This window comes from Colwellia sp. BRX8-4, assembly GCF_014077345.1.
Lineage (GTDB): Bacteria > Pseudomonadota > Gammaproteobacteria > Enterobacterales > Alteromonadaceae > Colwellia_A.
In genome coordinates, this window is sequence record NZ_JACGVS010000001.1 from 198,451 (window position 1) to 213,030 (window position 14,580).

The following is a 14,580-nucleotide window of genomic DNA, read 5'->3' on the forward strand; positions in this document are numbered from 1 at the left end:
GCCATGGATGGCAAATAAAGACGATGTTCAGGATGAACGGTATGTCTTAGTGCCATGGATGGCAAATAAAGACAATGTTCAGAACTCGCTATAAGCGACTATTTTATTGTCGACATGTATTGCACTAAGGCGGCAATATCTGCATCTTCTAGCTTCATAGCAATATTTCGCATCATGCCATTTTTGTCATTGTTGCGAGCTCCCGAACGAAAACTTTCCAACTGAGCAGTTAAGTACATTGCATTTTGTCCGCCCAGAGCTGGGAAACCAGCTTGTGACATGCCTTTTGCATCAGCGCCATGGCAAGCAATACAAGCGGTAATTCCACGCTCTATATCACCACCAAAATATAGCTTTTTACCAACATCACTGGTTGCTCCACCCGCATATTTTGCAGGTTGTGCACTATAATAAGCGCCTAAATCAAGCATATCTTGTTCGCTCAATGCCATGGCCATACCACCCATAATTGCATTAACACGACCTTCTTTTCCGCCCGAAGTTAGCCCCGTTTTAAAGTCAGCTAATTGTTTCGCGATATAGCTACTACCTTGTCCAGCCAGACTAGGATACATAGGTACTAAGCTATTACCATCAACACCATGACATGCTCCACACATTGCAGATTTTGTTTTACCGGCATCAACATTACCTTGGGCAGCATAGCTGATATTTAGTGCACTTGTTCCTAATAAAACCAAGCTTAGTAGTATTCTTTTCATCAATGAGCTCTCTATATATGTAGATAATTAAATGTGGCTAGCAATGATTGGTAAGGTTATTACCTTAGGCACTGCAGTCTTCAATATCAAACAGTTTACACAAGTTATACCCATCGGACTAATTTATTGATCACTTAGCAGGCATAAAAAAGCAGCTTATTAAGCTGCTTTTTTAAAAATATTCTTTTAACCGTGCTTTATTTCATTGAAGACATGTATTGCGCTAATGCGTCAATGTCATTTTTCTTCAAACGTTTAGCTATATTTCCCATCATGCCATTACGATCATTATTGCGTTCACCGGTTTTAAAACTCATTAACTGTGCAGTTAAGTATTCAACACTTTGATTAGCAACAACTGGGAAACCAGCTTTTGCAACACCTTTACCCGTTGCGCCATGACAAGCGATACAAGCGGTAATACCACGAGCTGGGTCTCCACCAAAGTATAATTTGCGCCCTAGTTCAGAGCCCTTGCCATTACCTGGCGTCGGTTTTTGACTAGCAAAATATGCGCCTAATTCAGCCATGTCTTGTTCAGACAAGGCTGCAGCCATACCTGCCATTACCGCATTTTCACGCACACCAGATTTAAACTCTTTTAGTTGTTTAGCTGTATATTCCGCATGTTGTCCTGCTAATTTTGGATACATAGGCACTAAACTATTACCGTCCGCACCGTGACAAGCACTACACATTGCTGACTTTGCTTTTCCGGCAATCGCTTCTTCGGTAATAATCGCAACCTTAGTAACACGCTTAGGTTTTACATGAGCAACGGCTTTGGTATCAGCAAAATAGGCGCCCATATCGGCAATATCTTCATCGGTCATCGCACCAGCAAATTGATTCATTGCATAGTTAATGCGCGTTTTATCTTTAAAAGCATATAATTGCTTTTCGATATACTGGGCATGTTGGTTGGCTAAATTAGGGTTGATTAGTACCTGACTATTGCCCTCTTTACCATGGCAGCCGATACAGCTAGCAATATTACGTGAAGCATCACCTAATTCGTAAAGACTCTTACCTGCACTAGCATTGCCAACATAAGCAACAGTTTCTACTACAGCAGCCGGAGCTGAATGCATGCTAGCAAGTTCAACTGATACGGTAGCGCCACTTCTATCTAAACTTGAGAAGTAAGCACCGATATCAGCCATATCTTGATCGGATAAGCCAGCAGCCATTGGTCCCATCATAGCGTTGACACGTGTACCACTTTTAAAGGCTTGTAGTTGTTTAACAATATAGGCAGCATGCTGACCCGCTAAGTTAGGAAACGCATCACTTGCGCCAATCCCATTAGCACCATGACAAGCACTACACATAGCTGCTTTGCTTTTACCTGCATCAACACTTCCGGTTGCTGCGAACGCGACATTAATACTCGTTACGGCAAGAATTAACGAAAAAATAATTTTATTCATTGAATGGCTCTCTGCTCTATTACTATTGATTAAGTATTCACTAAAAAATAAACGGATGAATATAAAAAACTAGTCATATTTTACACTAATATCATCACGGTGTAATAAGCATAGTAAAAATTAAGCTTAAAAAATGACACTTTTTACTGTTTCACGAGAAAAAAAAGATATAATGCTTTTTTTATTTGTTATTGGACACCATTTTGTCATCACCTGTTATTCATTTAAGTAAAGCCACTTTCACTTTAAGTGCGCCGGATATTCGTCGCTTGCCTGAAGACAACGGTATAGAAGTGGCCTTTGCGGGACGTTCAAATGCGGGTAAATCAAGCGCACTAAATACCTTAACTAACCAACGTGGTTTAGCTCGTGTCAGTAAAACACCGGGTCGAACGCAGCTTATTAACATTTTTGAAGTCGCACCTAACAGACGTTTGGTTGACTTACCCGGTTACGGCTTTGCCAAAGTGCCGATTGAAATGAAGAAAAAATGGCAAAAAGCGCTTGGCGAATACTTAGAAAAACGTGATTGTTTAAAAGGCCTAGTTATTTTAATGGATATTCGTCATCCGTTAAAAGATCTTGATATGGACTTGATCCAATGGGCCGCGGACAGTGATTTACCGATATTGGCGTTATTAACAAAATGCGACAAGCTTTCACAAGGTAAAAGAAGTGCTGAAGTGCTTCAGGTTAAAAAAGCCTTAGCATCGTTAAATGCAGATATTACCGTACAAGCTTTTTCATCATTAAAATATACGGGGTTAGAAACAGCAAATGACCTAATTTGTCAGTGGTTGTCTGCCGATTTACCAACAGACCTTCCCGAAAGTGAAGAGTTTTAGCATCGCCATTTAATGCCAAGTGACCATACTAAGGTCTAACTTGGCTAATGTTTTTCATACGAAAAACGCGATAAACAAAACATTCATTTTTCAATCATTAATCTTCACCCACAAACCTAACAAGCAAATTGATGCTGCTATCAAACCATGGCAACATAGTGCTTTAAAACTTATTCTTTCAAAAAGGCTCGTCAATTAATGGCTACCATTGCTGAACTCATCGCAACAGAACTTAACGTTAAAACCGCTCAGATAACTTCAGCAATTAACTTGCTTGATGACGGCGCAACCGTACCTTTTATTGCGCGTTACCGTAAAGAGGTAACTCAAGGGTTAGACGATAATCATCTGCGCCACATTGATCAACGTTTAAGTTATTTACGTGAGCTTGAAGATCGTCGAAAAGTCATTATTACCAGCATCACCCAACAAGATAAATTAACGCCAGCATTAGAAAAAGAATTACAAGCCGCAGACAACAAAACCCGTTTAGAAGATTTATATTTACCGTTTAAACCTAAGCGTCGCACTAAAGGCCAAATAGCCATAGAGTCGGGTTTAGAACCGCTTGCCAATAACCTTTATAATAACTGGGCGTTAACGCCAGAAATTGAAGCAAAAGCTTTTATCAATAATGATGCCGGTTTTAGCGATGAAAAATCAGTCCTTGAGGGCGCTATTTATATCCTCATTGAACGTTTTGCTCAAGACGCCAATTTATTACAAAAGCTGCGTAAGCATTTATTAAAGCAAGCACATTTAACCAGTATTGTCGCTAAAGGCAAACAGCAAGAAGGCGCTAAATATCGCGACTATTTCGAGCACTCAGAATTATTAAAAAATGTTCCCTCACATCGTGCTTTAGCGATGTTGCGTGGTCGCAATGAAAAAATATTACAACTCAGTATTAACGTAGACCCAAACCAAGAAGATAGTCAGTACTCAAGTGCCGAGCAAATTATTTGTGAGCACTACAATCTGCGTTTAACCGGACAAGCTGGTGCAGAATTTATCACTAAAGTGGTACGCTGGGCATGGAAAATAAAATTAAGCCTAAGCTTAGAAACTGAATTATTGGGTAATTTACGTGAACAAGCAGAAAATGGGGCGATAAAAGTTTTTACCACCAATTTAAGTGATTTATTAATGGCCGCGCCCGCTGGTGCAAAAACGACACTAGGCTTAGACCCGGGTATGCGAACGGGTTGTAAATTAGCGATTGTTGATGCTACCGGTAAATTATTACAAACCGCGACAATTTTCCCACACGCACCACAGAATCATTGGGAAAAATCAGTACGAACCTTAGTCAATTTATGCCAACAACACAAAGTTGAATTACTCGCGATAGGTAATGGTACTGGCTCACGTGAAAGTGACAAACTCGCGGCAGAGGTTATTCAGGCATTAGAAGCAAATAAGCCACAAAAAGTGATGGTCAGTGAGGCAGGTGCTTCTGTTTATTCTGCTTCAGAGTTTGCCGCAAAAGAATTTCCAGATTTAGACGTCTCCATTCGTGGCGCGGTTTCTATTGCACGGCGTTTACAAGACCCATTAGCTGAACTAGTGAAAATTGACCCTAAAGCGATTGGTGTTGGTCAATATCAACATGACGTAAGTCAGAGCCAGCTAAGTAAAACCCTCGACAATGTTATAGAAGATTGTGTAAATAATGTCGGTGTTGATTTAAATAGTGCTTCGGCTGCGTTATTAACACGAGTTTCAGGATTAAATAAAACGATGGCTGATAACGTCGTTGCTTATCGCGACGAACATGGTCGTTTTGATGACAGAAAAGAACTCAAGAAAGTAGCGCGTTTGGGCCCTAAAGCCTTTGAACAGGCAGCGGGATTTTTACGTATTTCAGGTGGTAAAAATCCACTAGACAATTCAGGTGTTCATCCAGAAAGCTACCCAGTTATTGAAAAGATCATTGCCCATCTTAATAGCAACATTAGTGATTTAATCGGTAATAGTGAACAATTAAGTAAAATTAATATCACAGATCTCAACGATATTAATATTGGCGAATTAACGCTTAAAGATATTATTAGTGAGCTAGAAAAGCCCGGCCGAGATCCTCGACCTGTTTTTAAAGCCGCTCAGTTTAAAGAAGGTGTAAATACCATTAATGACTTAACTGTCGGCATGGTACTTGAAGGTGTTATTTCAAACGTTGCCAATTTTGGTGCCTTTGTCGATTTAGGTGTTCATCAAGATGGCTTAGTACATATTTCATCACTTACTGACAAATTTGTTAGCGACCCACGTGAAATTGTGAAAGCAGGTGATATTGTTAAAGTAAAAGTAATGGAAGTTGATGCGGCTAGAAAACGCATTAGCTTATCTATGCGTTTAGATGAAACAGTGACCACCAAGCCAGAACAAAACCAAAAGACGAATAAGCCTCAGCCTCGTTCACAAAATACCACACCCAAAACGGCTAAGCCAAACCCGCAACGTAATACAAAGCCACCCGCTAAAAAGAGTGAAAATGCCGCTATGGGTAACGCTTTTGCTGATGCCTTTGCTAAGTTTAAAAAGTAGTAGAGGGGTGATGTTGGTACTGAAGTTATCAGTATCAACGACTAGATCCTGAAATAAATACCTCGTCATGCTGAACTTGTTTCAGTATCTGTGCTTCTTTCCATATTCATAACACTAGATCCTGAAATAAATTCAGGATGACGGTTTTTTATTCTAAAGGCTTGGTTATGTTGAATTTATGCTAAAGACTCCGTCGTGCTGAATTTATGCTAAATACTTCGTCATGCTGAATTTATTCTAAAGACTGCTTCATGCTGAATTTATGCTAAAGACTTCGTCATGCTGAACTTGTTTCAGTATCTGTGCTTTTTGCCATATTCATAACACTAGATCCTGAAATAAAGTCAGGATGACGGTTTTTTATTTTAAAGGCTTGGTTATGTTGAATTTATGCTAAAGACTTCGTCATGCTGAACTTGTTTCAGTATCTGTGCTTCTTGCTATATTCATAACACTAGATCCTGAAATAAATTCAGGATGACGGTCTTTTATTCTAAAGGCTTCCTCATGTTGAATTTATGCTAAAGACTTCGTCATGCTGAACTTGTTTCAGTATCTGTGCTTTTTGCCATATTCATAACACTAGATCCTGAAATAAATTCAGGATGACGGTTTTTTATTTTAAAGACTTGGTTATGTTCAATTTATGCTAAAGACTTCGTCGTGCTGAATTTATGCTAAATACTTCGTCATGCTGAACTTGTTTCAGTATCTGTGCTTCTTGTCATATTCATAACACTAGATCCTGAAATAAATTCAGGATGACGGTTTTTTATTCTAAAGGCTTGGTCATGCTGAATTTATTCTAAAGACTGCTTCATGTTGAGTTTATGCTAAAGACTTCGTCATGCTGAACTTGTTTCAGTATCTGTGCTTCTTGCCATATTCATAACACTAGATCCTGAAATAAATTCAGGATGACGGTTTTTTGGACGGTTGTTTTTGTATTAGGATGACATATGCGTTCTTTGGCATCCATGTCACCTCGCTATACCGTACATCCTGTACATATGCGTTCTTTGGCATCCATGCCACAACGCTATACCGTACATCCTGTACATATGCGTTCTTTGGCATCCATGTCACCTCGCTATACCGTACATCCTGTACATATGCGTTCTTTGGCATCCATGCCACCACGCTATACCGTACATCCTGTACATAAAAAAGGGGAAGCAAAAGCTTCCCCAAAAAACCTCAGAATAGGAGGTCAACTAACGCAAAACGTGTGAATTCTTTGCTTTTATGTAACGGTATACTTATAAAACGTATTTTGCTGAAAATTGTAAGTAGTCAGAATCAACATTTTTATCTGCCATTTCAAAATTACCCACTTCAACACCAAAGGATAATTGCTGAGTAACATTTTTAAATAAATTTACGCCCCAATGTGTACGGTCATAATCTGCAACTTCTGTAGTGGTGTTACCATAAAAGGCCGTGCTTCGTAAATCTTCGGTCCAGAAATGGCGGTATGCAACGCTGATTGAGGTTGTTTCTTCAACTTCTTCGCCAATTAAATCTTTTGATGCGGTTACGCCAATATAACGACCTACTTCACCACCATGAAATTGAAAACGAAAGTCATCTTTGCCAAAAGTATTAATGCGACCTGAAATACCATAACCTAGTGCTGATTCTTCATTACCACCAACGGTTTGTAATCGTTTGGCTACCGCGGCAATAGCGACATTACCCCAATCGCCTTTAAAATTATAACGAGCAATAACATCAGGCATAGAATCATTGCCACTGACACCACCATATGATTCTGGATTTTCAACAGAGACCTGAAAGTTACCCATAGTGTAACGAACTTGTCCTTGACGAATAAAAGCTGCCGATAACAATGGACCACCAAAATCAGCGGCTTCTGCAAGTGCACTGGTGTTAACAAAAGTTGACCAAGTGTCACCAATTAATAGATCTTTATATTTAATAAATGCATGACGAATACGTGGGTTTGACGAATTTGAGATAATTTCATTACCCCCTCCTCTAACAGCGTCTCCATAGAAATCCATTTCAATAAAACCGGTTAAATCACCATGCTTATATTTAGTATTAATGCGTGATTCATTTACCGCAATACCAAAATTAGAAATACTATTGTCTAGTGCCGTGCCACTACCATACCAATAATCAGTTGCTGCAACAGTACCATCGATGTAACGTGCGTCGGCTTTGATGTAACCACCGAAAGTAATACTATCGTCGTTGTCTAATTTAATTTCGTAAGCCGCATTTGCTGTGCCAGCCAGTGCGAATAATCCTGTTGCTAATAGAAGCTTTTTCTTGTTAAACATTTTGCTATCCCCGTTTGTTGTGTATTAGCCTCAGAAAAACTGCAGATACGATCTTTTGGCTACTTTTTATCGTTTTATTTTTATTTTATGGATATAACTTAAAACGTTAATCGCTATTTAGAAATTAGACATAAGTCTAAAGGGGATGTTTTTTGCCTGTTAATAACGATTCTTTCATCTTATAAAATTGTATATTTAACGATAATTACACTTGAAGCGGTTAGGAAATGTTAGGCTGGTCATAGCTTTGCTTGTATTATCCTCGAGTGAATAACTAATAATGAAAAAAGGTAAATTTAGATGAGAAAATCTCTTATTCTTGCCAGTGGCGTTGCAATTATTTCTGCACTGACACCAACCCTGTTGTCGGCAAAACAACTAAGTGTTGACGACTATAAAAAAGCTGAACAACAATTATCAAGCTATACCAGTAAGTTAGTAACAGGTACTGTTGACTATCCGTTATGGTCAAGCAATGACACTTTGGTATACCGCAGCCATACAGAAGACGGCGATAAATTTTTTAAAGTTGATATTAATAGCCAGAAAAAATCTCTCGCATTCGATCATAAAAAATTAGCAGAATCACTTGCTCGCATTACTGATAGCGAAGTAAATCACGATAAGTTCCCTTTTACTCAAGTAGAGTTTATATCTGCAAACAACATCAAATTTTCAGTAAAGGCAAAGAGTTACCAATGTGATTTAACTCATTATTTATGCCAGCTTGATGAACTAAGCCAAAAAAGTGCGGAAAACTTATCACCTGATGGTAAACGTGCCGTATTTATTCGCGATCATAATCTATGGTTACGTGATTTAATAACAGATAAAGAAAGCCAACTCACCACTGACGGTATTAAAGACTTTGGCTATGCAACCAATAATGCTGGCTGGGTTCGTCGTGATTCTCCCGTAGTGACTTGGGCGCCTGACTCAAAAAAATTAACCACCTTTAAGCATGATGGCCGCAACGTAGGTGACATGGGCATAGTGTCAACCGCAGTTGGCCATCCAACAATTGACGTTTGGAAGTATCCTTTACCGGGTGATGAACATATATTTGCTATTCATCGTGTCGTTATCGACGTTGAAAGTAAAAAGGTCACGCCACTTGATATGGCACCCGATGCTCACCGTTCAACAATCACTGACCATGTCGCTGGACGTAACGGCGAACTATTAGACATAGATTGGGCTGACGATAGTAAAACATTTGCCTTTGTTTCTTCTACGCGCGATCACAAAACTGCCACGTTGAAAATTGCTGATGCTAAAACCGGTAAAGTTAAGCTTGTTATGTCAGAAACACAAAAAAGCTTTTTTGAATCAGGTGTCGATGGCATTAGTTGGCAGTATTTAGAAAAAAGTAATGAGGCTATTTGGTTTTCTCAGCGCAGTAACTGGGGACATTTATACCTAATAGATTTAGCAACGGGGAAAGTTAAACAACAAATTACCCAAGGTGACTGGACGGTTATCGAATTACTCCATGTTGATCAACAAACGGGTAAGCTTATTTTCACTGGCGCAGGCAAAGAAGGCAGTGACCCTTATTACCATTATCTTTACAGCGTTAACAAAGATGGCTCTGAGTTAACCTTATTAACACCTGAGAAAAAGCACCATCGTATTACGTTAAACAAAGCCGGCACACACTTTTTAGACCGCGCGGCAACACCAACAACCGCTGAAATAAGCCGAGTACGTGCCGTTAGTAATAACAAAGAATTGACCATAGAAACCATGGATATTAGCCAATTAAAAGCGTCTGGCTGGCAAGCACCGGTTGAATTTATTGTTAAAGACAGAAACGGTGAAAATGATATTTATGGTTTAATGTACAAGCCAACAAATTTTGACGCCAGCCAATCTTACCCTGTAGTTAATTATTTATATCCAGGTCCACAAGTAGGTAGTATTCGTGGCCGTCATTTTCGTAGCTCTCGTGGCGATAACCAAGCAATTGCTGAGTTAGGCTTTATTGTTATAGAAATTGATGCTTTGGGTACACCGGGTCGCTCAAAAGCTTTCCATGAATTTTATTATGGCAACATGGGCGACAGTGGTATTCCTGATCAAGTTTCTGCCATTGAACAGTTAGCTAAGCGTCATAATTGGATTGATGTAACACGCGTTGGTATTTGGGGGCATTCTGGCGGTGGTTTCGCATCAACTCGTGCGTTATTAACTTTTCCAAATTTCTACAAAGTAGCCGTATCACAGGCAGGTAATCATGATAACCGTAACTATGCTGATGAATGGGGCGAAAAATACCATGGTCTTGAAGTTATAGATGAAGAAGGCATTAGCAATTACGACAGCCAAGCAAACCAGTTATCGGTTGACAGTTTGCAAGGTAAATTATTGATCGCTCACGGTACAACCGATACCAATGTACCACCTTACAATACTTTGATTGTCGTTGAAGCTTTAATTAAGGCTAACAAAGATTTTGATATGTTGATGTTACCTAATCGCGGCCACGGTTTTGCGCGTGAACCTTACATGATGCGCAAACGTTGGGATTATTTTGTTGAACATTTAATGGGAGCAACGCCACCCAAAGAGTTTCAGTTTTCTAAATAAAACAGCTTTATAACCCAATAAAAAAGACGCTTACTGCGTCTTTTTTATTGGCATTACATTATTTTTATCAGCCCTAGCTTGCCAATTATTCGCTTACACTTGCGCTAGATCAAAACAATTAGCCAACGTTGCCATAAAATAAAGTCATAGCCATTATCGTTTAAAGGAAAATGACATGACTCATCAAGAAATATTAACCTCCTTAACAGAGAAAAAAGCTCAGCTAGAGCATCGCATAAGTGCTATTGAAGCTGATTTACACCAAGGTCGCTCACAGGACTTTGCTGAACAAGCGACCGAAACCGAAAATGATGAAGTGCTAGATGAAATTCATCACCAAGCAAAAGCTGAATTAAAGTATGTTATTGCTGCATTAAATCGTCTAAAAAATAAAAAACATGGCTTTTGTTCAAGCTGTAACACCCTAATAAACATCGAAAGATTACACGCTTTACCTTACACAACAACTTGTATTAATTGCGCAACATAAGGGATAAAAAATGATAATAGAAAAACATGATTTACACCACGAGTTTCCAGAATTTGCTGATGAAATACGCAGCCTAAAAATGAATGATGCTCATTTTGCTCGCTTATTCAAAAAATATCACGAGCTCGATCAAGAAGTACATCACATTGAGCAAGGGGCTGAAAATACTTCGGATGAATATCTCGATCAACAAAAAAAGCAGCGTTTACATTTAAAAGATGAATTATTTACCATCATCAAAAAAGCGAAATTAACCACCTAAAATTTTATCGTCAAGTAAGAGCATGAAACTAAGGTTAGCTATAGGTTCAAGGCAAGATGATAACGTTAACACTACTGCAATCGTTTAATTACTAACGAATAACACTAGACAAAGTTTCAAATCTATTTATTGTAGAAGGGGCCATAGGTGTTTTGATTAATCGTGATAAACACCAATAGGCCCTTAATAACAATAAAATAGGTGGTTACATGGCTAGACTAAAACAAGCAAAAGTAGCATTACAAGAAGCGTACGATACCTTTAATCAAGCAGTTGAAAAACCACTCCCCGCATTAGCACTATCAAATACCGACTCTATTCAGAATTTACTTAACATCGTTATCCGCAGAGAATCACTTTCTGTCGCCAAAAAATGTAGCTTCCCTAACAAGCTCTCTGCTGATTTAAGAAAAAAATTAGCAGACGTTTTATTACTAATTGATAAAGTAGATATTGAAATAATCAAGGCCAATGCTAAGTCTACATCAACCTCCGTTGATAAAGCCTAAACGGTCACCATAAGCCATTTCAAATAAGAGCGGTAGTAAGTTGTCAGGGGTATTGTTCAAAAGTAATATTCAACTTGAAAATATTACGCTTGCCTTCAACAGATTTACTTGCCATTAGTTTTTATGGGTTCATTGAGCCGAAATTACAATAATAAATCGTGCAATTTAAGTGAGTTGTTATCAGACATTTCACTGACTTGTACCATCAACAGTTCTGCCGTAGCTATAGCGTCATTTAAAGCGTTATGGGCAAAATGATTTGGCAAGCCATGAGCGTGGCGCAAAGTTGACAATCTTAATTCTGAGGGGTCGTAAGCGACATCCTTTTTATCAAGTTGACGCTTTGCTATCATTAGGGTATCTATCATCGGAAAAGGTGGCGCTACGCCATAAAGTTCCAAACAAGCTTGTTGCAAGAATTGTCTTTCAATACGAGCAAAATGTACCAACATTACTTTTCCAGCCAAAGCTTTGAGTAAGGCTTCAACCACCTCTTTTAATGGCGCGCCTTGTTCTTTTTGCTGATCAGTTATTTGATGAATAATAACGTTATCTGCGCTAAGATCATCCTTCGTTTTGATGATTTGATGGTAGCTGTCTTTTAATGATATTTGCTGCTGTTTTATGCCAATAAAGCCAACACTTAGTAACTTATCGTTAATGGCATGAAGGCCAGTGGTTTCAAAATCAACCGACAAAATTTCAATATCATTTAATGGCGTATCAGGTTCAGGAAAACTAACAGCAAGAAAGTCTTTTAAGGCTCCTTCTGGCGCTCGTGCCCAAGCACGTTTTCGTTGAGCTTCATAACCGAGTAACCAATAAAACAAGGGTTGATTGCTGAGCATATTTAACCTTAGTACGTTGACTGTCTGCTATCTTGTAATGCTTTAATGACTTTAAAAGCATCCTTTAAATGTTCACGTTCGAGCTTAGACAATTTTTTCGGTGACAAGTAATTATTTGGCTCTTTACCTGCTTGAAGTAAATTGGCTTGGTGCTCTAAACGCAATATGCCTAAAAATTCATAAGCATCAATTAAGTTAGCCGCCGACTCTTTAGAAATAGAAGGGCTTCCAGCTGCTTTTCTAAGGCGCTCTATAGTGTTCACTGATGCGATCCCTTCGGCTAGCGCATAAATTCTTGCCAGATCAACAATCGGCGCTATACCATTGTGCTTAATATCTAGACTCGATTTATGCTCGCCATCAGAAATTAACACAAAATCCCGAAAAAACCCCAGTGGTGGCCTCAGCATCAAAGCATTTCTAGACAGGTGTGCGAGAAATAAGCTATTACCTTTGGTTTTTGCCAGCAGCTTGCTACGTACTTCGTTAAGTAAAGAATCGTCGCCATGTACTGTAGCAAAATCAAAGAAGACACTACCATTAAGTAACGCCTGTGGGCTTGGAGTATTCACCCATTGCTCAAAATATTGATGCCACATTTTTTGTGGTTGTCGCCATTTAGGGTTTGAAGCCATGATATCGCCAGGACACAAGATAAAACCGCAGGCAGCAAGACCATCACAAACAAACGAGGCGAGGTTTTCAAACCAAGCTTCATGCTCAGGTTGTACCTGATCAGAAATAATTAAAGCATTGTCTTGGTCAGAATGGGCAAGCTGCTCTTGTCTTGCTTGAGAACCACAAGCTACCCATGCATAGGGAACTGGCGCTTTACCATTGATTTTTTCTGACATTTCAATAATTCGAATCGTAAATGCCATCGTTATCGCGCTAATACTTTTACCAATATGATCAGCGCTGGTGCCGAGTTTAGCCATACGAATTTGTAATTTTGGTATTAATTTACTGATACGGATCAAATCGTTAATGGTCGCCGCTTTACGAATAATACTGGTGATATTGACGGCATTGTGGCCTTCATTATTCATTAAGTCCGTGATAGTTACCATCGCCACTAGTTCGCCATACTCTCCAGAATCACTAAAGCCAGTAATAGGAAGGTGGTGAATACGCTTGCTAGTCATCAACATAAGCGCATCATAAGCGCTACTTTGCTCGGGTAACGTTGCCATATCTGTGGTCATAATCTCGCTCACTGGCAGGGTAAAACTTAACCCTTCAGCGACACAACGTCGACGAATATCTTTATCGGTTACTATACCAACGGGTGCACCGACACCACTTTCTTTATAATCGATTACGACTAGGCAAGAAATATCTTTTTCAGTCATTTTTAGCGCCGCTTCTTGTATGCTTTGATGACTGTTAATGGTTAATACTGGTTGATGATAAAATTGACTAATGGGGTTATTAATCAGTGAAGAATTAATAATCGCGTCTTCATTAACCTTGCTCATTTTCCCTTTTAAACGCTCTGCAGCTGTTTGCATGAAAAAAGCGTCTATTTGTGGGTAGTCTGCAACTAAAGACAGCAAAGTTTGATAATCAAGACTGTACAGTAAAGTGTCTTCCTCAGTATTTACCTCCACTTCATTGCGTTGTGCGGGTCGACAAAAAACACTGCAAATTTCACCTTCGGTATATTTTCCCACTAACTGGCCATTATGGTCGGTATAAACCAAAGCACCTTTGCGTAAGATATAAAGACGCGCCTCCTCGATACCATTAGGTGGTAACGGTTGCTTGGCCCTTACGTAGCAAATATTTATTTCTTTAACTAATTGTAACGTCACCGATTCGGGTAGGGTGTCGAATGGCGGAATCGCTTGAAGGAAAGCACTAATCTCGGCGAGTTCATGATCCATATTCTTTCAGCCTTTAACAAAACATACTTAGTAGATAGCTATTTTTAGTGTATTTAGCCCGCTTACGTCAACCCTAAAGTATAAAATCTAGACTAAAGTGTAATACCTCAATTCGAAAAACCTTGTTAGTGTCAATAATAGTTAAA

The 14,580-nt window shown here is 39.1% G+C and carries 11 protein-coding genes and 1 pseudogene; 6 read left to right on the plus strand and 6 right to left on the minus strand.

Going from position 1 to position 14,580, the window contains the following annotated elements; genetic code table 11:
• Window positions 1-98: 98 nt before the first annotated feature.
• From H4J56_RS00860 to H4J56_RS19965, 3 genes and pseudogenes are all read right to left on the minus strand, one after another.
• Window positions 99-722, minus strand: coding sequence for a cytochrome c (locus H4J56_RS00860; protein WP_070375442.1), 624 nt, complete (start codon window positions 720-722; stop codon window positions 99-101).
• 197 nt (window positions 723-919) lie between these two features.
• Window positions 920-1,531, minus strand: a complete 612-nt coding sequence (locus H4J56_RS19960) for a c-type cytochrome (RefSeq protein ID WP_197517696.1) — start codon at window positions 1,529-1,531, stop codon at window positions 920-922.
• Window positions 1,526-2,152 (minus strand): annotated as a pseudogene (locus H4J56_RS19965) (c-type cytochrome); the annotation flags it as partial. The gene H4J56_RS19960 and the pseudogene H4J56_RS19965, both read right to left, overlap by 6 nt.
• Window positions 2,153-2,355: 203 nt before the next feature.
• Here H4J56_RS19965 and yihA point away from each other — a divergent pair.
• Entirely contained in the window at window positions 2,356-2,997 is a 642-nt protein-coding gene (yihA, locus tag H4J56_RS00870) for a ribosome biogenesis GTP-binding protein YihA/YsxC (protein ID WP_220465890.1), read from the plus strand.
• A gap of 198 nt (window positions 2,998-3,195) precedes the next feature.
• Window positions 3,196-5,544 (plus strand): Tex family protein, encoded by a 2,349-nt coding sequence (locus H4J56_RS00875; RefSeq protein ID WP_182258725.1) that lies wholly within the window; start codon window positions 3,196-3,198, stop codon window positions 5,542-5,544.
• Between the two features lie 1,259 nt (window positions 5,545-6,803).
• Here the strand turns inward: H4J56_RS00875 and H4J56_RS00880 are convergent.
• Window positions 6,804-7,850 (minus strand): DcaP family trimeric outer membrane transporter, encoded by a 1,047-nt coding sequence (locus H4J56_RS00880; RefSeq protein ID WP_070375439.1) that lies wholly within the window; start codon window positions 7,848-7,850, stop codon window positions 6,804-6,806.
• 300 nt (window positions 7,851-8,150) lie between these two features.
• On the opposite strand from H4J56_RS00880, the gene H4J56_RS00885 reads away from it, so the two are divergent.
• The 4 genes from H4J56_RS00885 to H4J56_RS00900 all read left to right on the plus strand — a co-directional run bounded on the left by H4J56_RS00885 (window position 8,151) and on the right by H4J56_RS00900 (window position 11,700).
• Window positions 8,151-10,439, plus strand: a complete 2,289-nt coding sequence (locus H4J56_RS00885) for a DPP IV N-terminal domain-containing protein (protein WP_182221344.1) — start codon at window positions 8,151-8,153, stop codon at window positions 10,437-10,439.
• Between the two features lie 175 nt (window positions 10,440-10,614).
• On the plus strand, window positions 10,615-10,929 hold the full coding sequence (locus H4J56_RS00890) for a TraR/DksA C4-type zinc finger protein (protein ID WP_182258726.1): 315 nt from the start codon (window positions 10,615-10,617) through the stop codon (window positions 10,927-10,929).
• A gap of 10 nt (window positions 10,930-10,939) precedes the next feature.
• The gene (locus tag H4J56_RS00895) at window positions 10,940-11,191 is read left to right on the plus strand and encodes a YdcH family protein (protein WP_070375436.1); all 252 of its coding nucleotides are present in this window, start codon (window positions 10,940-10,942) and stop codon (window positions 11,189-11,191) included.
• A gap of 209 nt (window positions 11,192-11,400) precedes the next feature.
• On the plus strand, window positions 11,401-11,700 hold the full coding sequence (locus H4J56_RS00900) for a hypothetical protein (protein ID WP_070375435.1): 300 nt from the start codon (window positions 11,401-11,403) through the stop codon (window positions 11,698-11,700).
• 143 nt (window positions 11,701-11,843) lie between these two features.
• On the opposite strand, the gene H4J56_RS00905 is transcribed toward H4J56_RS00900, so the two are convergent.
• Together H4J56_RS00905 and H4J56_RS00910 are read right to left on the minus strand one after the other, a co-directional pair.
• A complete protein-coding gene (locus tag H4J56_RS00905) occupies window positions 11,844-12,548 on the minus strand; it encodes an exonuclease domain-containing protein (RefSeq protein WP_182214529.1) in 705 nt (234 codons plus the stop codon).
• Between the two features lie 8 nt (window positions 12,549-12,556).
• The gene (locus H4J56_RS00910) at window positions 12,557-14,434 is read right to left on the minus strand and encodes a putative nucleotidyltransferase substrate binding domain-containing protein (RefSeq protein ID WP_182258727.1); all 1,878 of its coding nucleotides are present in this window, start codon (window positions 14,432-14,434) and stop codon (window positions 12,557-12,559) included.
• Between the last annotated feature and the right edge of the window lie 146 nt (window positions 14,435-14,580).